Origin of the sequence: Cohnella sp. LGH (assembly GCF_017671885.1) — a bacterium.
Taxonomy (GTDB): domain Bacteria; phylum Bacillota; class Bacilli; order Paenibacillales; family Paenibacillaceae; genus Cohnella; species Cohnella phaseoli.
The window spans coordinates 6,795,630-6,818,380 of record NZ_CP072117.1; the positions used below are offsets into that span (position 1 = coordinate 6,795,630).

Genomic DNA, 22,751 nt, shown 5'->3' on the forward strand with positions numbered 1-22,751 from the left:
CATCATCAGCTTAGGACCTGCTCAACTAGGATAGGTTAAGCCGACATCGTTCGCTCCGCAATCGGGGGGAAGGATGTCGTTTTTTTATTTTATTGTTGCTACTCAGGTCTCTCTCTTCTGAAGTGTGAACAACCAGGCCGAACGAGACATTCGCATGGTCAATGAGGCTTCAAGACCGGCTTGACGCCAAGCTTGGCAGGCGGCGACAGGCAGGGCGATGGCAATCGTTGCGCCGGAGCTTGAGCATTCTTACGCGATGACACAGTCAATCGGGATTGGACTGGCATAAATCTAATAGTATGCCTTAACTCAGTATTCAAATTATGGGGGGATAGAACAATGTCAATTGAAAATCGAATCATAAACGGAGGGTTCGAGACAGGCGCCTTGGGGCCATGGGGCGGACAGAACGCAACGGTTATTTCGACGAGAAGCCACTATAATTTTTATTGCGCTCAGTTAACTGGGGGAGCGGTGTCATCGTTTATCTATCAGTTCGTTCCGGTTGTCCCGGGGGAGAGCTTCGAATTTCATGCAGCTTTCGGGAAAACGCCTGGGACCCTCGGAACGATCGCGAACATCGTGATCAACTATTACGACGCGTCCTTATCCTTTCTCGGGACCGGGCTATTTAGTTACGTTCCCTTTAGTATATCGGCCCTGACGGGGAACGATTGGGTTGAAGTCTATCAGACGACAACTGCGGCCCCGGCAGGGACAACGCAAGCGCATATCGTCATTCAGACTTATCCGATCGCGGGGACAGCGAATCTGCTAGTGGACGATGTCGCGTTGCTTGCGACGAGCGGTTCGGGTCCAACAGGCCCAACAGGCCCGACAGGACCAATGGGTGAGACAGGCCCGACAGGACCGACGGGCGTTACGGGCCCAATCGGACCGACAGGCCCAACAGGACCAGGCGTTTTTCAATGGGGAGAGTCCACTATCATCTGGGCAGACTCCAGTGCTCCGGGACTAGGGGATGGCACGCCGGAGAACCCATTTTCATCACTTCAGGCAGCCGTTACTGCAGCAACCGGCAGCACATTTGCTGTCACTTACGGGATGAGAGCCCGCTTAGTTATTTTGATCGCGGCAAACTCGGTTTTTAATGAAGATATTATTATACCGCCAGCAAGGCACGTTCAGTTGTTAGGCTTGGGACCGTGGGTGCTCGGCAATGCCAATCTTGCCAACTTTCAGTCCTCTGTGGCCAGGAGTATCACCATTCAAACCAGCCAAGCTGCAGAAAATGTTTACTTGGTCCAAGGTCCGGCGTTCGACGCGCGTCCCGTGACCGTCATTGGTACATTCGACAACGGTACTTCCGTAGGAACGCACACGAACTATACGGACGGAGCGATTATCAGCGGAAACGTGAGCTTTCAAAATATGGATATGGTGGACCCGTTCACAACCATCGAATTTCAGTTGCTCAACGGTAATATTCAAGGAGGCGTAATTCAAGATGGACATATGGGGATTTTGAATGCGTACTTCTATAATAGCCGTATCAACACTATGGTTCATAATGGCTTGAGAATTCAGCGTATGATGGATTGTCGAACCGATGGGACTATTAACGTAGCCGGGTACAACGAAATCTCGAATACTTTAATTGGAGGGAACGTTACCATGGCTGTGTTGGCGGATACTCCCCCTATCGGAATTTTCAGCAGCCAGTTCAACACGATAACCTGGATGGGTAATATCACGTTGGATACGTCTTCCAATTATTATTTTGTAAATAGCGGATCGACTTTGACAGGGACAAAAACGGTATTATTCAGTATAGCGTGATATTCTGTTACTACACGGGTCTCCCTCAATTGCGGAACAGAACGCGATCGCAGATCTGAAATTGACTCCACTGGAGCGATCAACGATAGTAAAAGAAGTAGCTCAGTACGGATATTGGGAGGATGACATGGGCACAGGGAGTCTTTTTGACGCTGATTTGCTGATTAATCATTATATTCCCAAGGTATACGCCTACTACTTTAAGCAGTGGGAAGATTTTCGCATGGCGTACCATAGACATGATTCAACCGAGATTATGTATGTGATTCAGGGTCAATGCGTTGTGAAGTGGAATGAAGGAAGCGGGGGCGAAGCCTCGGTCCGGTTGGAAAAAGGGCAATTGATCCTACTGGACGCCAATGTGCCTCATCGACTTGTGGTCGAGCAGACGTGCCGAATGCTTAATGTCGAGTTCGGCTTCACCCCCCATTCGGACGTTTTCCCTTCGGTTAAGCAATTCGCAGAAGAGGAAGAGTCGCTGTGCGAAATGTTGTCGGCCCGGACCTCCTATCTGGTGCTGCAGGCGCCGGAAGAAGTCTATCACGCGCTGAAAAGCCTGGTGCTAGAGCTAGACGATCAAGGTCGAGATGGAGGGGTTCTCGATCGGATGCTGCTGATGCAATTGCTCATCCGTCTTGGGAGATTGCGAAGCGAGCAAGGAAGAAGCCGGGTTCCGTCCGCTGGGGCGTACGTGAAATCGAGCATCGCCTATATGCTGCAAAACTATGATCGACCGCTGACGGTGAGAAAGATCGCTTCAAGCGTCAGTCTGCATCCCGGCTATCTGCAACGGATATTCAAGCTTCAGACTGGACGAACCTTAATGGAATACTTGACGGAGGTGCGAATGGACAAGGCCAAAATGCTGCTGTCGCATACGGATATCCCCGTCGCCGACATTTCGGATTATGTGGGAGCGGGAAGCCGGCAATATTTTCATGCCCTGTTCAAGAAGCATGTCCGTATGACCCCGGTCGAGTATCGCAATGCTCAGGCCAAAGAACGCTATGAAGAAATTAAAAGGTGAGGATTTCTGACAGTTCTCCGGGGAAATGGTGATGATCTCGATAACGCTTCCCCATGCGATCCTGCTACGATGAAGACGAGCAAATCAGAGGTCTCATTCTAGTGGAGGAGGAATAGGACTATGGCATTCAAAATAGCGTTTATTGGCGCGGGCAGCATCGGATTTACGCGGGGGCTGCTTCGCGATATGCTGAGCGTTCCAGAGTTCGAGGGCATCGAGGTTGTATTTACTGACATTAACGAGCACAACTTGAATATGGTGAAGGAGCTTTGCCAAAGAGACATCGCAGAGAATGGACTGGATATTCGCATTCAGGCGTCTACCGATCGGCGGGAAGCGCTGGCGGGTGCGAAATATGTGTTCTGTACGATTCGGGTGGGCGGACTGGAGGCTTTCGCTACCGATGTAGACATTCCGCTCAAGTACGGCGTCGATCAATGCGTCGGAGATACGTTGTCTGCGGGCGGAATCATGTACGGACAGCGGGGCATCGCCGAGATGCTTAGCATCTGCAAGGACATTCGCGAGGTGGCCGCCAAGGACGTGCTGCTGCTGAATTACGCCAATCCGATGGCGATGCTGACTTGGGCATGCAATCAGTACGGGGGAGTAAGAACGATCGGGCTCTGCCACGGCGTGCAAGGTGGGCATTGGCAGATCGCGGAGGCATTCGGTCTGGATAAGAAAGAAGTCGATATCATCTGCGCGGGGATCAATCACCAGACCTGGTATGTTCAAATCCGGCACAAGGGAGAGGACCTCACCGGCAAGCTGCTGGAGGCGTTCGAGAAGCATCCCGACTTCAGCCGTACGGAGAAGGTTCGCATCGATATGCTGCGCCGGTTCGGTTACTATAGCACCGAGTCGAACGGACATCTGAGCGAATATGTGCCTTGGTACCGCAAGCGCCCCGACGAGATCGAACAGTGGATCGACCTTGGCAATTGGATTAACGGCGAGACGGGCGGTTATTTGCGGGTGTGCACCGAGGGGCGCAACTGGTTCGAGACCGACTTCCCGAACTGGATGAAGGAGCCGCCAATGAAGTATGCTCCGGAACAACGCGGAGAGGAGCACGGCTCTTACATTATTGAAGGCTTGGAAACGGGACGCGTCTATCGCGGTCACTTCAACGTTCGGAATAACGGCGTGATCGAAAACCTGCCGGCGGACGCCATTATCGAGGCTCCGGGTTATGCCGATCGCAACGGCATTTCGATGCCGCTCGTCGGCAAGCTTCCGCTCGGACCGGCGGCCGTATGCAATGTCAGCATATCGGTGCAGCGTCTGGCGGTCGAGGCGGCTGTCCATGGCGACGATCGGCTGCTGCGGCAAGCGTTCATGATGGACTCGCTCGTCGGCGCCGTATGCGATCCGAACGAGATTTGGCAGATGGTCGACGAAATGCTTGTGGCGCAGGAGCAATGGCTGCCCCAGTACGGAGCGGCCATCGCGGAGGCGAAGAAGCGTCAGGCGCAGGGCAATCTGATTCCGACGAAGGAGGGCTACCGCGGAGCGGCCCGGCTGCGCGTCAAGACCGTCGAGGAGATGCAACAGGATCGGGACGCCGCCAACAAGAACGCCGGAGAATCGGACAAAGGCAAGGATCGGGCGAAGGCCGGGCAGTAGAAGAGTAGCTTAGGCGGTTCCTCTAAAGCGTATCGTTTCCCTTTCTGACTATAAACCAAGGCTTATCGCCGCGAACAGCAGCTTCTTAGGAGGCTGCTTGTTCGCGGTATTTTTATGCCGACCTGCACGAATGATGGCGAATTCTTTTATTATTCTTTTATCGCGTGGTTCTACAATGAAAGGAGAGACGACAGCAGTTTGTAACGTGAAGGAGATCGATCATGAGAAAATCGGTTTTATGCCTAGGGATGGCTTTGTTGGTGTTATGGACTTCATTGGTGCAGGTACAACCCGTGCACGCTGCGGAAGAAGGAGGATTTTCTTATACCGTTGCAGGGATGGGATCAGCCCTTACAGGTTATACGGGCGGACAACTGGGAGTGAATATCCCGGCGACATTGGGGGGATTGCCGGTAACCGTCATCGGGAGAGAAGCTTTCGATACGAACACGACGGGAAAAGCGAAAATTACGAGTGTTGCTATTCCGGACAGTGTAGCAACTATTCAAACCTATGCTTTTCGCGACAATAGTCTCTCTTCCGTGAATCTTCCGGAAAGCTTGACGACGATCGGCGCCAGCGCGTTCGAGGGCAATTCGCTGACGAGCGTCGTGTTCCCGGACAGCATGATCTCGATCTCTAGCTATGCTTTCTATAGAAATAATATAACTTCGATCAAGTTGAATGAGAGCTTGCAGACGATATCAGGCGGTGCGTTCGACACGAATCAGACCGCGAAACTGGTCATTCCGGCTGGAGTAAGGAGCGTCGCCGACTACGCTTTCTTTCGAAACAATCTAACTAGCGTTACGGTACTGGGAGCTGCGACGACCTTCGGAGCAACTGCCTTTCATGAAAATCCCGCCAATATGAAAATTTTCGGAATCGCGAATTCTCCGGCGGCGACTCTTGCGGCGAGCAGAGGATATGCGTTCGTCGATGGAACGGCGTTGTTCCAAGGGATCGAGACAGCCAAATCTTTATTGAAAGATCACTTGCCGGGTACCGGCGTAGGACACGTGTCCGCAAGCGCCTATACGGACTTGACCGATGCTTACGCCGCAGCCAGGCTCTTCATCGACGGGATCGGGAACGCGACCGTAGCTGCAGACCTGACCTCCGCTGCCGCTCCGCTCAGCACGGCGATTTCGACTTTCAATGCCGCGATCGTCCAAGCTGGCAATGCCACTACGCTAGGGGCAAAGATTACAGAAGCGAATCAGGCCCTTGCGGACCATTCCGCAGGCACGAACGTAGGACAGACTACCGCCGAAGCTCGCACCGTCTTGCAGAACGCTATTGCTACCGCGCAACAGATCTACGGACAGGCCGCGAATTACACGCAAGCTCCGCTCAATGCCGCGGTTGCGGACTTGAACGCTGCGATTGTTGCGTTCGAGGCTACGCTGATTCAGGCGGGGAGTGCAACCGCGCTGGGGGAGAAAATCGTAGAAGCAAATCTGGCGCTGACGGATCATCCCGCGGGTACGGGCGTGGGACAGACGTTAAACGGCGACTATAACGCTTTGCAGGCTGCCGTCGCCACAGCGCAGATCGTGTTCAATCAGGCTGCAAATTATACGCAGACTCAGCTCGATGGCGCGGTCGCGGTCCTGGACGCCGCGATCGGCACATTCGAGGCAAAGATCATTCCGGCGGGAAATGCTGCGGCGCTGAATGCGAAGTTGGCCGATGCGCGGCAATCGTTGACGGACCATCCCGAAGGTACGAACGTGGGAGAAGCGTCGGGAACGGACCGCACAGCGCTGCAGAGCGCGATTAACACGGCGCAGGCAATCTTCGACGATGCGGCTAATCGGACGCAGACGCAGCTCGATTCGGCGGTCGCGGATATGAACGGCGCGATTACTGCGTTCGGAGCCATGATCATTCCGGCGGGGAATCCCGCAGCGTTGCAAACGAAGTTGGGTGATGCACGGCAAGCGCTGATAGACCATCCCGAAGGTACGAACGTGGGAGAAGCGTCGGGAACGGACCGCGCAGCGCTGCAGAGCGCGATAAACGCGGCGCAGGCAATCTTCGACGATGCGGCTAATCGGACGCAGACGCAGCTCGATTCGGCGGTCGCGGTTCTGGACGCCACAATCATGGCATTCGAAACTGCACTGATTCCGGCTGGCGATGCAGCCGCGTTAGGTCAGAAAATCGGGGAGGCGAATCAAGCGCTCGCCGACCACCCCGCGGGAACGGGCGTTGGACAGACGTTAATCGGCGATTATAACGCATTGCAGGCTGGCATCGCGACTGCACAACAGATTTTCAATCAAGCCGCGAATTACACGGATACACAGTTGGCCGAGGCCATTGCCGATTTGAATACGGTGCTGGCATCGTTCGAGGCCGCGATTATCCTGGCGGGAAATCCTGCGGCGTTAGCAGCCTTGTTATCTGATGCACGGCAAGCGCTGGCGGACCATCCCGAAGGCGAGGGCGTCGGGGAGACATCCGGTTTAGCTCGCTCCGCGCTGCAAAGCGCAATCGACGATGCCCAGACGATCGTCGACGCCGCGGCCAACCAAACCGACGATCAGTTAAGCGTCGCCGCGGTCGCGTTGACCGAAGCCTTGGCGAGGTTCGAAGCCGCTTGGGTCGGACTAGTCCTAACGGCGCCGGCAAACGGTCTCTACGGCGGGGGCGATACGCTGCGGTTTACGGTATTTTACGGGTACGAAGTTACGGTGACCGGAACGCCGGTCCTTCCGCTCCGGGTAGGCGCCAATTCGGTTACCCAAACGGTGTATGCACCCTACACGGGAGTCCTCGGCACGCCGATTACAGAACTTTCTTTCGAATATAGAGTACCTGCGGGACTTGCAGACTTAGACGGCCTGGAGGTTGCGAATGCGTTGGAGCTCCCGGCCGACGCGGGGATTGATCGCGTATCCGGCGGGGCAGCGTCGTTAACGTATGTCGCTCCGGCAACGGGCGGAATCCGTATCGTGGCGATCCCACCCGAAATTACATTGACAACCTCGCCGAACGGATCGACGCGTCAGGTCGTCAGCGTGTCGGCCAACGTGTACGGAGAAGCCTTGGGTAATGCGTTAACGGCGCTACGATCGTTGCCGGGAAATGTTAACGTTGCAGAATTTGCCGGCGGAACAAGCGGAACTGATCTCATGACCGCGTCGCAATTTACCGTTACCGCTAATGGCGAGTATACCGTCTACGCCCAGGATGGCGCAGGTAACGAAACGGCGAAGACTATCGTCATCGCCGGCATCAGCTCTGGCAACTCGGGGCCGTCGGCTCCGATCGTTCCCGATCGTCCCGCGAATTCTCGAACGACCGCAACGGTGCAACCGGCAGGGGGGATAATCGTTCGCGTCGATTCGTCTGACATCGAACGGACATCGCGTCCCGACGGGACGGCAATCGAACGGATACAGTTATCAGAACGGATAAGAGAGCAAGTGCTGGAGGCCCTGAAGAATACGAAGAATACGACGATTGAGATCATCGTCGACGATCGGGAAGCTGCCGTGCAAATGCAGTTCCCGGCTGTCTGGATTGGGGAAATTGCCAAAGTCTATCCGAATGCGGCAGTCAAGACGAAGCTGAATGGCTCCAGTTACCGACTTCCGGTTAGCTTGCTTGATCTGGCCGCTCTGGCCAAGCGCCTGGGTACAGATGTGTCGGCTATGACCGTGAGCATCGTCCAAGAGCAGGCCGGCCAGGATATCCGCCGCGAGATTGAACGGATCGGCGCCTCCCAAGGATTTGCCGTTCAATCCGACGTCATCGATTTCAAAGTAACGCTCGAAGCGAACGGGCAGACGTTGGAAGTACGGGAGTTCGGAGGAATGTACGTCGCTCGGTCCATCCAGCTGGCGGGAGGAACGGCTAAACGCAATCTGGTCGCCGTGTACTACGACCGGGTAAACAGCCAAGTCTCTTTCGTTCCGACTAGACTGCTAGCCGGGCCGAACGGTACGACGGAGGCGGTGCTGAACGTGCCTCACAACAGCCTTTTCGCCATAGTGGACGTGAAAGCTCGACAGTTCGCTGACCTTCATGGACATTGGGCGAAGACGGACGTGGAGTTGCTGGCTTCCAAGCTGCTTGTGAACGGCGTAACAGCCGATCGTTATGCGCCTGCGAATATGTTGACTCGCGCCGAATTTTCCGCGATGCTCGTTCGTGGGCTGGGATTGACGGCAAAAGAGGGCGAGGACGGTGTTCGGTTTGCGGACGTCTCTGCATCCGCATGGTACGCACCTATGATAAAGGTCGCGGTGGAGCGAGGCCTGGTAAGTGGAGTCTCTTCGGATAGGTTCGCTCCGAACGATCCGATCACCCGCGAACAGATGGCCGTCATGATCGGCGGCGCTCTGACTCTTGCCGGTTATACGGGGCAAGCGACCGAACCGACATCAGCCTACGCGGATCGCGAGGCAATCGCGTCCTGGGCGCAAGTGTCGGTAGCCCGAGCGTCAGAAGCCGGAATCCTGCAAGGGACAGCCGACGGTCGATTCGCGCCGAAGGCTTACGCTACGCGCGCGGAGGCGGCAGTTATGCTGAAGAGGTTTTTGTTCGCCAATTATTTTATTGAAGTAATTCCATTTGATCGGTAAAATTTGCTTATAACCAAACTCTCCATTGATTCCATATAAAGGAATATGTCACACTACAGTTGTGAATTGGACTTCAATTTTTTCCTGCGAAAGGAGTTGTTTATTAAATGACTGCTTATAGGGTATTGGTGGCATTAACTTAACCGAATATCGGGCGTAGTGTTGAAAACGGGAGTATCAGCCCGTGTTCTTTGCTATGCCGTAATCAGTAACCTTTCGTGAATACTGCTGTTAGCGGGATACGATGAAGGTCGTATCCTTTTTGATTATAAGCCGACTTTTTGGCTTGTCGCCGCGAACAAGCAGCTTCTTAGGAGGCTGCTTGTTCGCGGTATTTTTATGTCCAAAAAAAGTTTGCAAATTGGAGGGCTTCATAATGAGCGAAATAAAAACCGAAACTCTAACACAGGTTTTAAGCAAAATGCTCGGTACAACAATAGTCAGCGTCGATTTCCAAACCAAACAGCTACAAGGCGGTACGTTGGGGGATGTACAGCTTGTAACGGGAAGTGTAACATCGGCTGACGGCAGGAAATTACCCTACAAAATCGTTTCAAAAACGCAGAAAAAATGGGAACGCTACGGCGATCCCGATTCATGGCGCAGGGAATATGATCTCTATAAATCCAATTTCGGCGCTCTATTTTCCGAAGCATTCCGTTGGCCTGAATGTTATCACGTTGAAATGAACGAAGAAGCAAACGAAATGCGCCTATGGATGGAATATATCGAAGGCGTATCGGGCTTGGACTTGACCGGCGACATGTATGAACGCGCAGCCGGGGAGTTGGGACGTTTCCAGGGCAAGCTATATGCCGAACAACCAGCTTTTTTGCAGAACTTAACCAACCTGAGCAAAGTAGAGGATATGAAAAACTTCTATCTTCGTTACCGGTCATGGAAAAGAGTGTACGATTATATACGCTCTGAGGATTGCAAAATTCCGCAACACCTCTGTAAAATGCTCATCGACATCGATGAAAACGCAGATGAAATATTCAACCGTATCGAAAAGCTGCCCATCGTGCTTTGTCATAGGGATTTTTGGGTGGCGAACCTATTGGACTTAGATGGTAAATCCATAGTCATCGATTGGGATACTGCCGGGTGGGGCTATTTAGGTGAAGACATAGCAAGCCTTATCGCGGACGAAGCGGATCTTGAACACATGGTGGAATACTACCGCAAATGTCTCCCGGCGTATTATAAGGGTTTTTCGGAATATGCGGATGTTTCGCACATTTCGGATAATTGTGTTTATGAGTTGATCCTACTTATGTTCGGCTACAGGCTCGTCGAGTGGTATAGGAACGCAGAGGAGGAAAACAAACTCGAAGAAACGGATGACAAAAGCGCGTCGCAACACGTCCATACCTTACAAAAAATCTATGAGATGGGGAACCTGTAAATGAACATAACCATTGAGCCACTGGATACCAACAACTGGCTGAAAGTCTGCGAACTATCCGTTTCAGAAGAACATAAGCAAGTATTTGCGATTCCAAATGTGTACTGGATCGGGATCAGCCGATATGAAGAACATACCGATCTATTTGCTATAAAATGTGGCGAGGAATATGTGGGCTTGATTGGCGGCGGCTTGGATGAGGATGGCATTAGCGGGTACATCAATCCTCTGATGATAGACGAGCGTTTTCAACGTCAAGGCATTGCCGCAACTGCTATGCGTTTGATGATGAATGAGCTCATCGGCAAGTATCATGTCCCCTGCATCCATATCAATCACCGCAAAGAGAATCACGCGGCGGCGCAATTGTATGGAAAGGTTGGTTTTTTCATCTATTCTGAAACCGAAAGAGAATATTGCAGGAGCTATATAGTGGATTACAAGGTGCAGATTCTTTCTCTGCGCGAACACCCTGAATGGGAGGGCGAATGCCGGAAACTCCTTTTGGAGCATTTCAACGAATTGACATCCAAACATCCGGCGGAAGTATTGGCAAGCGTCGAACTTCCACAGGGATATTTATTGCTAAAAGACAATAGAGTTATCGGTTGGACGGGGCTTCATGAAAAAGAAGTCGTTACTGGAAGAGTGTACGGGTGGGAAGGGCCGATTGCCGAGGAAGAAGTTCTGAGCGAGGATCTCTCCCCATGGATTACACCTTTGGTAGTGCATCCCGATGAAAGGGGCAACCGTTACGGCAAATTGCTGTTAGAACACGCTCGAAAGGAAGCGGAGAGGCTTGGCTTCAAGAATGTGTACCTCACCACGGGTGAGATCGGTTATTACGAAAAGTATGGCTTCCGAGAGGTCGGTCTGACCACTTTCACATGGGGTCGGCCTACTAAGGTCTATGTTATTTGAAGAGTAGGAGATAAGGCAAGTTGAGCACGCCTCCCCGACCCCGGTCCAGTCCAAATTCAGCCGAGGGGCTGTCGGAGACTGCGCTGACGTTCTCTATAATGGAGGAGGAGAGAGTGGAAAACGGAGGCTAGAGAGATGAGAAAGAAGAAAAACAGCGCTAAGCTGTTCGCGATTCTCGTGATGGCGACAGCGTTGACTGCGTGCGGAGATTTGGCAAGTTCGGTAACGGGCGAGGTTCAGCAATCGGTTATGGGCGAGAACTCGGGCTCGGGCAAGCTTGTTTCTGTGGAGAAGCGCTCCTATGCGCAGGATGAGTTTGAAGAACTGGAAGTAAGCGCGCAAGCGATGGAAATTCGGATCGAGCGTTCGACAGGAGAGCGGGCGGAAGTGGAACTGCTTGTGGACGACACTTTGCGCGATCGGTTCGAGTTCGAGGCGAAGGTGGATTCCGGCTTGTTGAAAGTGAAAGTTGAGGAGAAATCGAAAAATTCTTTTAAGGATCAGACGGGAGCCCGGAAGCTGCGGATTTCACTGCCGGACAAAATGTATCAGAAGCTCAAGGTGAACAACGCATTCGGTTCCGTGGAAGCTTCCAATGTGCAGACGAAGGCTGCAGACATTCGGATTGATGCGGGCAACATTCGGTTAAAGGCTGTTACTGGAAAATTGGAGCTGGAAGCGAACGCAGGAGAAATCGTAGTGGAAGGCATTGCTCTTACCGACGATTTGAAAGCTAGAACGGACGTAGGCAGAATCGCCATTCACTTGAGCGAGTCTCCGCAGGATGCCGGCTTTAAGCTGGAAAGCGAGGTCGGGGAGGTTAAGGTCGATCTCGATCAAGTCGAATACAGCAAGCAAGCCACGAACAAAAAAGTCGGAACGATTGGGACGCCAAACGTTCAAATCGATGCGTATGCTGCGGTGGGTGAGATAGTTGTAGATACACTGCGCTGATAAAGGAACGGGGAAACGAAAACCGGGGAAATGAAGGGGCTGTCGCATAAGCAGGATTGCTTGAGATAACTGATAGAAAGAGGGTGTTAATACCCCGTAGACTGCCTCATACGCTCCTGAAATCACACTATAACGGATTTACCTAATCCTATTTCAGGAGCGTATAGCATCGGAGGGAGGTATAAACACCTTGCATCTTTGTTATCGATTATCTTTTAGAGCAACTGGAAGTGTTTATGGGATAGCCCCTTTCTTATTATTAGGTCGATGCTTCTACTTTAGCTGGTTTATCTTACAAAATACGGCGTTAGAGAGGTCGAATTAATAGATTTGTACTATAAATCGTACAAATTGATCTCGAATAAACGAAGAGGAATGAGTTTTGTACGAAATTCCATCTAAAGCTGGCGTGTGACGAACGAACGGCCTAATCAATCGCAGGAGCGATCAGACCGCCTTTCGAAGGCGTTTTTTGCAATCACGCATCTCGGCTGCGGTATACGGCCAAGGAGATCGCGAACGCCGCCAAAGTCCAAGCGACCAAGACGAAGGCTCCTTGAGCCGGGGCCAGCGCGCTCACATCTTCGGGCTGCGGGAACCACATGGCGAACCCTGCTGTGTCCGGGAAGTACCTCGCTTGAGCCGTCTGCTCTCGCAAGATCGGACCGGCGATAAAATAGTAGCCGAGCACGACAATTGCCGCAGGAAGCGTTCGACGCAGCAGAACTCCGCAGGATGCGCTGATGAGGGTCGTCAAACCAAGATACCCGGTCGCCCCTGCAAGCATACGGACAGTGCTGCCTAACTCCATAGAAGCTGAAGCGTCGCCGAGAGCGATTGCAGCGAACAGGACGCCGGACGCGGCAGTGATGATCGCGGCGGGGACGACCACGATCGTCAGGGCAAGATGAGCGGCAACGAGTTGAAGGCTGCGCCGGGGGATCGCAGTAAGAGTGGTGCGAATTTGCCCGCCGGTATACTCGGAGCAGGAAGCGACAATCCCGAGAATGATGAACCCGGCTTGTATATAGCTAATCGAGGCTAACCCGATATCGAGTACGTTTGGCGTGCCGGTTAAGCCCTGCAATCCGGCGCTAACGAAGGCAGCGGCCAGGATGAGGTTGACGATCAGCGAACCGCCCAAGGTAAGCCATACGGCTGGCAGCGACCACAGCTTGGACAGTTCTGCGGCGAGTGCTTGGACGAATTCCCGGCTGCGAGACCGGGCGACTTCAGCGCTCATGCGTCCCTCCGGCAAAATACGATAGCGGCAATAATGAGAAGCGCCGCGACCCAGACTGTCATGACCAGACCGCCGACGAGCGGGGCAATCTCTACGGTCGAGTCTTCAAGGTTGCGAATAAACATACGAATTCCCGCCATATCGGGCAGATAGTATGCGAGCGATGTAAGGCGAGTGAGCAGATAAGTGACGGTGACGACGGAAGTATTCACGATCAGGATAGCGAGCGGAATGACGCCATGTCGGGTAAGGACAGTAATCCCGAATGCAAGAAGCGCAGTAAGCACCCAGTAGCAGACGATGCCTGCCAGCCGCGGAATAGCCTCGCTTCCCAGCTCCGGCGCATGCTCCCCAAGGACGATCCGGATCGCAGCCATCGTAGCGACTGCCGCGGCTGAGGCCAGCACTGCGCTGACCAGTGCAACAGCGGTTGCTTTCGTCAGCAGGAAGCGGAGGCGGGACGGCACCGCGATCAGGCTGGTCGTAATCTGGCGTCCGCCTCCGGACTCGGCGCTTTCGGTGAAGTACTCGTTGCTAACCGCAATAACGCCAATGATGATTGCGCCGATGACGCCGAACGCCAATTCTTGATAGCCCATATCGATTCCGAGAGCTGTTTCAACGCCAAGGTCAATCTCCTTTCGGGACGACACGGAGTTGAGCGCGGCAATGGCCGTCGGGACAATCAGTCCTGTGGCTAGCGCGACCCAGAACGACAGTAGGGAGATTAGCTTGGACAATTCCGCAGTAAGCGCCCTCATGGTGCAACCTCGCCGTTCTGAGTCGTAAGTGCGAAAAAGGCGTCCTCAAGGGTGTCGTGAGCACCGACCACCTCGGCAAGCGTACCGTCTGCGACGATTCGCCCCTGGTTAATGACAATCACATCGTCAACCGTTTCGGCCAACTCCCCCATCAGATGGCTGGATAGCAGCACCGTACGTCCTGTTGCGGCTCGTTCGCGTACCAACGTTCTGATCCAGCGGATGCCTTCCGGATCGAGACCGTTCACGGGTTCGTCCAGAATCAGGATTTCGGGATCGCCGAGCAGCGCGGCGGCCAGCCCGAGTCGGCGCCCCATGCCGAGAGAGTAGCTGCCGACGCGCTTGCACGCAGCGTCGGTCAGACCGACGATTCCCAGCACTTCGTCGACCCGGGAGCGAGGCAGGCCTGCCGAACGGGCGATCCAGTTCAGATGCGCACGTCCGGTTCTGGCCCGGTGAGCGCCGGAGCCGTCGAGCAAAGCGCCAACGGTGGCGAGCGGGTTGCGAAGACGCGCATACGGTACTCCGTTAATAAGCGCTTCGCCTGAAGCGGCGCTATCGAGCCCTAGCAAAATGCGGAGAGTCGAGCTTTTGCCTGCGCCGTTTGGCCCGAGGAAGCCGGTCACCCGGCCGGGCCGCGCCTGAAAGCTGACGCCGCTGAGAATTGCGCGGGAACCGCGGTGTTTGACGAGTCGATGGATGGTAAGCATGTACAGCCTCCCCTTCTTAACATGCTTTTCATTGTAACCGGTTCAGGTTAAATGCCGGGGAGGGCTCCGTTTAAATCCAGTTTAATTTTTCGCCTGGCAGATCGTCACGCTAGTGCCGGTCTCATCCGATACAAAATCCGCCTGCAGCTTCATTTCCTTCAACATATGCGTAGTGATCGCCAGTCCAATGCCGGCGCCGCGGTCGTCGGAGGGCTCGTCCAATCCGGGGCCGCGATCCGCGATCGTCAGTCCCTGCAATTCCGCATTCACCGCTATACCGACATATTGGCCGGTTCCTGCGTGCCGAAGGATGTTCTGAAACAGATTGTCAAGCACGCGCGTCATCCACTGCGGATCGACTTCCCATGAGAACGTCGTCTGCATCGGCAGATTGGCTTCAATATGGAAGCCCGCCTGCTCGAATGCCGGATACCAGGAAGCGATCGAGGCTCTTGCTAACCGAACAATATCCGTTGGAACGGGATGATACGGGTATTTGCCCGAGGTGAGCAGCGTGTACGCCAGAAGGTCGTCCATTAGTTCGCCGACGCGTGTAATCGTATTGTCGATCGCTCCCAGCGAGTCGCGGCCTTCCAGGCTAAGCGGTTCTTTGCTCAACCTTGAGGCGTGCCCACGAATAACGGTAAGCGGCGTTCGCAAGTCGTGCGACAAATTCGCAATCAATCTTCGCCTGAGCGATTCCTCTTCCTGTTCCCGGCGGCGACTGTCTTCCAGTTGGAGGACCATTCGGTTAAATGACGCTTCCAACTGGCCGATTTCGTCCTCGCGCGCGGAGCGAACGGACACGGAGCGGGGAAGTCTGTCGCTATCTTCAGGGACGGCCATCGCTTCCTGCAGACGGATCAGTCGTCGGCGGAGGCGATAGAAAAATATCCACGAAATGCAGATAAGTACGGTGAAGATGAGGCCGATCAGGACCACGATGCTGCGATATTCATACAGCGTACCCGACGGCTCTTCGGAGGGGGATACGCCGGCAATCATGAAAATCGCCAGAAGCGGAAGGGAAATGAGAACTAGAAAATGAAATAGCAAATACCGGCGAAAAAACGATCCAAAACGTCTCATAGCCTGACCCTGTATCCGATGCCTCGAACCGTTTCAACGATTTCCGGCGCGTCCGGGTTTTGTTCCAGCTTCTTGCGGAGGTGGCGAATATGGACCATTAGCGTTTTGTCGCCCTCCATGTACGGTTCGCCCCAGATTGCTTCGAAAATTTGTTCTTTAGGCAAAATCTGATTGGGACGGCTCAGAAAATACATCAAAATTTGATGCTGCTTGCCCGTCAGGATAATTTCTTCTCCCGTACTTTCATTCCGCACCGTATTCTCGGTCATATTCACGACGATATGCTGTCCCAGCTGCAGACGCTTCGGAAGTCCCGATCCGCTCCTGCGCAGCAGAACTTCCACTCTCGCTGCCAGCTCGTCGATATGAAAGGGCTTGGTCACATAATCGTCGGCGAACTGAAGCCCGGCCAGCTTATCCTCAACAGCCGAACGTGCGGACAGAAGCAGGATCGGTACCGTCGGCGCCGCTTTTTTTAAACGTTGACCGATCGTAAAACCGTCCAGCCCCGGAAGCATAATATCGAGGATGACCAGATCTTTCTCAAGCACTTCCCGTTCCGCGCCGTCTCCGGATATTAGCCACTGTACCTCATAACCGCGCTGCTCCAGCTCCTCCTTGACCCACAGTCCGATCTCCTGATTGTCCTCAATATAAAGTATGCTTCTTGTTCCTTCGGCTCGAATCTGCTTCGGCTTTCCGGCAGGAATCCATCTCGCATCACTCATTTGCTTCGTCTCCTCATCGCAAACGGGCACTAACCTCTCAACCCGATCGTACGAATTGATTTCACAACGATTATACATTTTGCTTATCAAGCGATCAAAACGATTTGTAGCGCTTGGCGGGAGAGCGGCGCCCTCGAGCTGTAACGCACACATGAAAAAAAGGCTACCCCCTAAGTAGAGTTGCTTGAGATGATCGATTAAACAAAGGAGGTACATACACCTTGATCCTTGTTCTTCGATTTCTTCAAGAGCAACTTTCTTGGCTTAGGGGACAGCCTCTTCCACATTGCACTACTAAGCGCGTTCTAAGGCTTCAAAATCATAAAAACAAACAGAACCAGGCCCATGCTGGACGCGACATAAAGCATCGAATTCGCTTTCGCGAGGATTCTGCGCTGTTCCCACGGCAGCTCGGACTTGTTCAAGTTCGCTTCATCGAATACCCATTGGGCGAGACGTTTTTGCGATGGAGCGACGAAGCCGATCACGACGATTTGAATCAAAACATAGAGCACGAGCGACCCGACTAACCAGAGCTGCGTAAAAGTACCGTAGTCGTTGAGCACAATGAGTAAAATTCCCGTTATAACCGCAAGAGAGCCTCCGACCTTGGGGAAAAAATCCAACCTCCCCGCCAGCTTCAAAGAATGACGCAGCTGTTCAGGCGTTTGGTTGAATCTAACCAGCACGTGTCCAAAAAACGTAGGTCCGATCCCCATAATCGCCGACAAAACATGAATCAATACTAACCATTGCATAATCTTCTGTTCTCCTCCCGGAATCTTCCTTAAGAATACATTTACGGTACCATCCCTCCTCTCCGGCAGTCTATTATCCGAACGTATAATATACGGTCGATCGCGGTATTGCTTTTTCCTCAAAGCCGCCGCACCTATGACTAAAATGACAATAAACATGACTGGTCATGACAAAAGCGAAGCCACAATGATGACCGGTCATGATGGAAGTCGGGATGCCGGGCACTGTTAGATACAAACCATTTCATGAGATGATCAATAGATCAAACCGGACCGCGGATGATTCAGTCGGAGGTAGATGGATGCCATGAGCGATGGCGATGTGAAGGTAACGGAATCCGAGGAATGCATAGCTGCCAAGATCGAACAAATGGAACGGCACTACATGGTGGGGCGGGAGAACGAAATTGGGTTTTTCCTGCAGCAGCTGGCAATGAGCGGACAATCCAAACGTGTTTTGAACATTTATGGTACGGGCGGCGTGGGTAAAAGTTACTTGCTAGACGAGTTCCGAGGTTTAGCTGCGAATGCGAAGGCGGTGTTTCTGTTGATGGACAGCCGCGGGTTCTCCCATACGCCTAACGACTTCTGTACGGAACTGCTGCGTATGCTCGGCTACCCGGCAGAGAAGCTGGGGCGGATCGCCGAACCGCAGACGCTGCTGGAGCTTTGTCACGGCGTCCTGAGGGAGAAGGCGGACAATACGAAGCTGGTTCTTGCACTGGACACCTTCGAAGAGATGAACGATATGGAGAATTGGCTGAGAGAAGTTTTCCTTCCGCGCTTGCATTCGGATATTCTCATTGTCGTTGCGGGAAGATTTCCCTTGCAGGGTCTCTGGCTCAGCTCCCCGGCATGGCGTCATTGGATACACCGGATGCCGATTGGCGATCTCGACTTTTTCTCCGTAAAACAATATTTGGACCGCTCGGGCATTTCCGAGGAGCCGATGATCAGACAAATCTGGATGAAGACCAGAGGGCATCCGCTCACCTTGTCCTTGATCGTGTCGACGACGATGGTCCAGAATGTTCAGGACTTGGCCATAGCGGACGGAATCGAAGTATTCGAACATGTCGTAAGGACTTGGCTGACGGAGGTTCCGAACGACGAGCTCAGGGAGCTTGTGGAGACTGCGGCGGTGCTTCGCCATTTTAATCAGGAATTGCTCTCCTGCGTATTGGATCAGGCGGTGACGACGGATTTATTTCAGTGGCTTGCCGGGCTTTCCTTTGTCCGCAGAGTTGATCGAGGATGGATCCTGCACGACTTGATGAGGGATGCCATCGGCCACGAGCTGCGGATCCGACAGCCCGAGCATTACAACCGGCTGCAGCAGCGCTGCATTATGTATTACTACAACAAGATGACTCGTTCGACTCAGCGTAAGGAGATCGCTTGGGAGGGCGTCGAATGGCACTATTATATCGGAGATCATGTAGTCCGCAATTTCTGCTATCAGAAATTATCGCCGTATCGTATGGAGCCGTTGAATTCGTCCAACTGGACGGAGGCAGAGCGGTACTTGGAAAACCGTCGGACCAACTCGCAAGAGGTGTGCATTCCGCTGCTGAACCCGGATACGGGCGAACTGTTCGAGTACGCGATCTCCCCGGAAGAAAGCTCGCAGATGGTGAAGCATATTCATCTTCAGGAGCTGCATGAGCTCGAACCCGGCATTGTTAAGCTGATGAGGGATCAGCAGGGGAGCATATGCGGTCTGACGGCAATCATTCCGATCCATGCGGGAACACTGGACTACTTGTGCGCTCGGCCGTTGTCTTCCGCTTATTTTCAGAGTTTGCCGGAAAACGAGTTGCGGGAGCTTCGGGAGGCGGAAGGGCATATTGCCGGTTATTTTGTCAAAACGATCGATGTCGCCGATTTCGGGGATGTTACGATCCGTACGACCGCGGGGCTGACGTTCATTTCGCTGCTGATTTCCTCCGATTATGTCGTAGCGTCCCCTCCGGATCTCCCCTTCTTAAACGATTTCCACCTCAGCCTGGGATGCGAGCAGACGGGAGACATCGTACATTACGATTATGACGCCAATACGCCTGCACCGTATTACGTGCTGGACACAAGAGGCGCTAAGCTGCAGCGTTATTTGAACAAAATGGTAGAGTCCTTCGGCTTGTCGGAGCATTCCGAGGGACGGACCAACGATTTGCCGATGTTGTCGGCCCGGGAGAACGAGGTAGCGAGGCTGCTTGTACAAGGCTATATGAACCAAGAGATCGCGGCAAGCCTGTATGTCTCGGAAATTACGGTCAAGAAGCATCTATCGGCGATCTACCGGAAGCTGGGCATCAAGAACCGGACTCAGTTGGTTAACCGTTTGTTGAACAAAGCCCAATAGTTCTGAGCAAGAAGACAGGTTCTCTAGAGGAGCTTGTCTTTTTTTACATTAAAGTGTAACCGTTTGGTTTTGAGCAATTTATCCTGAATTTCGAAAGTAATGCTTCCTTGTCTGAGGAGGGGGGAAAGACTATCTGCTAATCTCAAAAGTCCCTCGTAGGCATGGGGAATTCCCTCATTTTTACACTCTGCATCACTCGTTCACCACAGTGCTACCTTGATCTTTTGGGATTTCGGAATTCAGGATAAATTCATAGCGATCCCCTAGCACTCTTTGAAGTAGGTTTGCTATGTTCCTAGGCACAATTTTCTCAGGTTTGGTCGGCCAGTCCGATAACGCATAAAAATTGTAGGCTGTGGATAAAACAATACGGTGCGAACTTAAGAGATTTCGACGCATCCCGAGACGATGCCGTTAATGATGAGCATCTGACAGCATCGGTTAGCTTTAATGAGCTTTAAGCGCTTTAATCGCGCCTGTGCAACTAATTCCGGCTGTGTCGTTTCTCAGCTCAATGCGCTATAATAAAGTAAGTGGATTTCATCCAACTAGACATACATTCGCAGGAGGAAAGAAAACATAATGGTTACAATACAAGAAGCAGTCGCTCAAGCCCGACCAACCTCGTACGAGATTGATCCGATTAACGTCAATCGCTGGTCCCCGCGTTCCTTCCAGGAGAAGGAAGTGCCGGAAGAAACTTTGTTCGCCGTTTTGGAAGCTGCCGGTTTTGCTCCCTCTGCTTTTAATTTCCAGCCTTGGAGATTTATCGTCGCTCGAACGCCCGAGGAGCGCGCAAAGTTTCTGTCGTTCCTGGCCGAGTTCAATCAGGCTTGGTGCGCGAAAGTACCGGTGCTCATTCTGATTGTTTCCCAGACTTCTTCGGAAAACGGCCCATTCCCGTCCGCTGCGTTCGATGCTGGTGCAGCTTGGGGCGCGTTGGCGCATGAAGCTGTTCGCAAAGGTCTCGTCACTCATGCGATGACCGGCTTTGACTTTGAGAAAGCTCGCCAAGTCATGAACGTTCCGGAGAATTTCGCGATTCAGGCGGCTGTTGCTCTTGGCTATCAAGGGGACAAGGACGCACTTCCTGAGATGATGGCTTCGCGCGAGGCTCCGTCTCCGCGTCGTCCGCTAGAGGAAACGGTGTTTAAAGGCGCGTTCGGACAGCCGATCAAATAATAGCTTAAATAGCTGCAAAATAAATAGAGGCGCAAGGGGAGAGTATCCCCTGCGCCTCTATTTATTATTCGTCCAGCCCAAGCAGCTTCATTATTTCTCTACGGTATGCGACGAATTCCTCGCTGCTTCGATCTCTCGGTCTCGGCGCCTCGTAATGCGTCGTATGAATGATCTGTCCCGGCCTAGGGCTCATTACGTACACCTTATCGGCCAAGTAGAGCGCTTCGTCGATATCGTGGGTGATGAGCAGCATCGTCTTGCCGGTGCCTTGCCAGATCCGGATCAGTTCGTTTTGCATCGTCAGACGCGTCATCGCGTCGAGCGCACCGTACGGCTCGTCCAGCAGCAAAATGTCCGGATCCATGACTAGAGCGCGCGCAATAGCGACCCGTTGACGCATTCCTCCCGAGAGCTGGGAGGGGAAGTAGTGATTAAAGCCTTTGAGGTTGACCTTCTCCAGAACGGCGTTGATTCGCTCCTTGGCTTCCGGTTTAGGCACTTTGGCGAGCTCAAGGCCAAATGCGACGTTCTTCTCCACGGTCAGCCAAGGATACAGTCCATGCTCCTGGAAGATCATCATCCGCTCTGGAGAAGGCCCGGTAATCTTCGCGCCGTTGGCGAGAACATCGCCTTCCGTAGCGGTTTCGAGGCCTGCGAGCATGCGAAGGGCGGTGCTTTTGCCGCAGCCGCTCGGGCCGACGATCGCTGCAAACTCCCCCTGAGGGATTTTCAGATCGATCCCATCGAGCACCTGCAGCGAATCAAAGCGTTTGCTGACGTTGCGCAGCTCCAATGTGTGCACCTAATTTCCCTCCCCGCCGGCGATGTATCTCCAACGAAGCAGTCTCCGCTTGACTTGCTCCATTAAAATCTGATCGAGCAGCGTCGCGATGACACCGATAACGATAATGTACAAAATAACGCCGCTCATATCCGCGATCTCGCCCGCGAACCGGATCGAGAAGCCGAGGCCGACCATGGCGCTGCCGAACATTTCCCCGGCAATGAGCGATCTCCAGGCGTTGCCAAACGCAAGCTGGCCGCCGGTCATAAAGGCGGGGAGCGTCTCCGGCAAATAAACTCTCCGCACGATCTGGCTCTTCTTGGCGCCAAGCACTCTCGCCACTTCCAGATGAGTGCGGACGACGCCCTCGGTTCCGTCCATGACTGCGATCGCCATCGGGAAGAAGCTGGCGATAATGACGATGGCGATAATCGGAACGTCGCCGAAGCCGTAAATAATCATTAGAAACGGCAGCCAAGTAATCGGAGGAATGGATTGCAGTATGGCGATAAGCCTGCGCAAATAAGAGGCAAAACCCCGGTACAGGCCGGCCAGCAGGCCGAAGATTCCACCGAGGAAGCAGGCGATCGGATATCCGATTAACAATCTGTACATGCTGGCCCCGACCGCTTTCCAGAACTTCGGCTCCGCAACGCCTTCGTACAGGCGCACAAACACGGACGGAACGGACGGAAAAATAAGGGGATTAACCCAATTGCCGACCTGCAGCAGCAATAGAAGCGTTGCTACCGCAGCGGCAAAGGGCCATAGCTTTTGAATTTTGCGAATCATAGGAATGA

17 protein-coding genes are annotated in these 22,751 nt (G+C 53.3%); 9 read left to right on the top strand and 8 right to left on the bottom strand.

Annotated features, from left to right (window positions below; genetic code table 11):
* Positions 1 to 339 precede the first annotated feature (339 nt).
* The 7 genes from J4772_RS28160 (at position 340) to J4772_RS28190 (ending at position 12,334) form a co-directional block, all read left to right on the top strand.
* A complete protein-coding gene (locus tag J4772_RS28160) occupies positions 340 to 1,800 on the top strand; it encodes an NTTRR-F1 domain (RefSeq protein ID WP_209072406.1) in 1,461 nt (486 codons plus the stop codon).
* 127 nt (positions 1,801 to 1,927) lie between these two features.
* Positions 1,928 to 2,827 carry an AraC family transcriptional regulator gene (locus J4772_RS28165; RefSeq protein WP_209072407.1) on the top strand — a complete coding sequence of 300 codons (900 nt, stop codon included), beginning with the start codon at positions 1,928 to 1,930 and terminating at the stop codon, positions 2,825 to 2,827.
* Between the two features lie 120 nt (positions 2,828 to 2,947).
* Complete coding sequence (locus J4772_RS28170; protein ID WP_209072408.1) at positions 2,948 to 4,456, top strand: alpha-glucosidase/alpha-galactosidase; 1,509 nt, start codon at positions 2,948 to 2,950, stop codon at positions 4,454 to 4,456.
* Positions 4,457 to 4,677: 221 nt separating this feature from the next.
* Positions 4,678 to 9,051, top strand: coding sequence for an S-layer homology domain-containing protein (locus J4772_RS28175; protein ID WP_209072409.1), 4,374 nt, complete (start codon positions 4,678 to 4,680; stop codon positions 9,049 to 9,051).
* A 376-nt stretch (positions 9,052 to 9,427) separates the two neighbouring features.
* Positions 9,428 to 10,459, top strand: coding sequence for an aminoglycoside phosphotransferase family protein (locus tag J4772_RS28180; RefSeq protein WP_209072410.1), 1,032 nt, complete (start codon positions 9,428 to 9,430; stop codon positions 10,457 to 10,459).
* On the top strand, positions 10,460 to 11,380 hold the full coding sequence (locus J4772_RS28185; RefSeq protein WP_209072411.1) for a GNAT family N-acetyltransferase: 921 nt from the start codon (positions 10,460 to 10,462) through the stop codon (positions 11,378 to 11,380).
* 135 nt (positions 11,381 to 11,515) lie between these two features.
* Positions 11,516 to 12,334 carry a DUF4097 family beta strand repeat-containing protein gene (locus J4772_RS28190; protein ID WP_209072412.1) on the top strand — a complete coding sequence of 273 codons (819 nt, stop codon included), beginning with the start codon at positions 11,516 to 11,518 and terminating at the stop codon, positions 12,332 to 12,334.
* A 478-nt stretch (positions 12,335 to 12,812) separates the two neighbouring features.
* On the opposite strand, the gene J4772_RS28195 is transcribed toward J4772_RS28190, so the two are convergent.
* From J4772_RS28195 to J4772_RS28220, 6 genes are all read right to left on the bottom strand, one after another.
* Complete coding sequence (locus J4772_RS28195; RefSeq protein ID WP_209072413.1) at positions 12,813 to 13,577, bottom strand: ABC transporter permease; 765 nt, start codon at positions 13,575 to 13,577, stop codon at positions 12,813 to 12,815.
* Entirely contained in the window at positions 13,574 to 14,338 is a 765-nt protein-coding gene (locus J4772_RS28200; protein ID WP_209072414.1) for an ABC transporter permease, read from the bottom strand. The genes J4772_RS28195 and J4772_RS28200 overlap by 4 nt, the downstream gene beginning before the upstream one ends.
* Positions 14,335 to 15,048 (bottom strand): ABC transporter ATP-binding protein, encoded by a 714-nt coding sequence (locus J4772_RS28205; RefSeq protein WP_209072415.1) that lies wholly within the window; start codon positions 15,046 to 15,048, stop codon positions 14,335 to 14,337. The genes J4772_RS28200 and J4772_RS28205 overlap by 4 nt, the downstream gene beginning before the upstream one ends.
* 81 nt (positions 15,049 to 15,129) lie before the next feature.
* Positions 15,130 to 16,137, bottom strand: coding sequence for a HAMP domain-containing sensor histidine kinase (locus J4772_RS28210; protein ID WP_209072416.1), 1,008 nt, complete (start codon positions 16,135 to 16,137; stop codon positions 15,130 to 15,132).
* Positions 16,134 to 16,865 (bottom strand): response regulator transcription factor, encoded by a 732-nt coding sequence (locus J4772_RS28215; RefSeq protein ID WP_209072417.1) that lies wholly within the window; start codon positions 16,863 to 16,865, stop codon positions 16,134 to 16,136. The genes J4772_RS28210 and J4772_RS28215 overlap by 4 nt, the downstream gene beginning before the upstream one ends.
* 305 nt (positions 16,866 to 17,170) lie before the next feature.
* Positions 17,171 to 17,623, bottom strand: a complete 453-nt coding sequence (locus J4772_RS28220) for a DUF2269 family protein (RefSeq protein WP_247740879.1) — start codon at positions 17,621 to 17,623, stop codon at positions 17,171 to 17,173.
* Between the two features lie 307 nt (positions 17,624 to 17,930).
* Between J4772_RS28220 and J4772_RS28225 the strand changes: the two genes are divergently transcribed.
* Both J4772_RS28225 and J4772_RS28230 read left to right on the top strand, forming a co-directional pair.
* Entirely contained in the window at positions 17,931 to 19,985 is a 2,055-nt protein-coding gene (locus tag J4772_RS28225) for a LuxR C-terminal-related transcriptional regulator (RefSeq protein ID WP_209072418.1), read from the top strand.
* A 582-nt stretch (positions 19,986 to 20,567) separates the two neighbouring features.
* Positions 20,568 to 21,167: a nitroreductase family protein gene (locus tag J4772_RS28230; protein ID WP_209072419.1), complete on the top strand. Its 600-nt coding sequence runs from the start codon at positions 20,568 to 20,570 to the stop codon at positions 21,165 to 21,167.
* A gap of 64 nt (positions 21,168 to 21,231) precedes the next feature.
* On the opposite strand, the gene J4772_RS28235 is transcribed toward J4772_RS28230, so the two are convergent.
* Together J4772_RS28235 and J4772_RS28240 are read right to left on the bottom strand one after the other, a co-directional pair.
* The gene (locus J4772_RS28235) at positions 21,232 to 21,969 is read right to left on the bottom strand and encodes an ABC transporter ATP-binding protein (protein WP_209072420.1); all 738 of its coding nucleotides are present in this window, start codon (positions 21,967 to 21,969) and stop codon (positions 21,232 to 21,234) included.
* Positions 21,970 to 22,743 carry an ABC transporter permease gene (locus J4772_RS28240; protein ID WP_209072421.1) on the bottom strand — a complete coding sequence of 258 codons (774 nt, stop codon included), beginning with the start codon at positions 22,741 to 22,743 and terminating at the stop codon, positions 21,970 to 21,972. It abuts the gene before it with no gap.
* Positions 22,744 to 22,751: the final 8 nt, after the last annotated feature.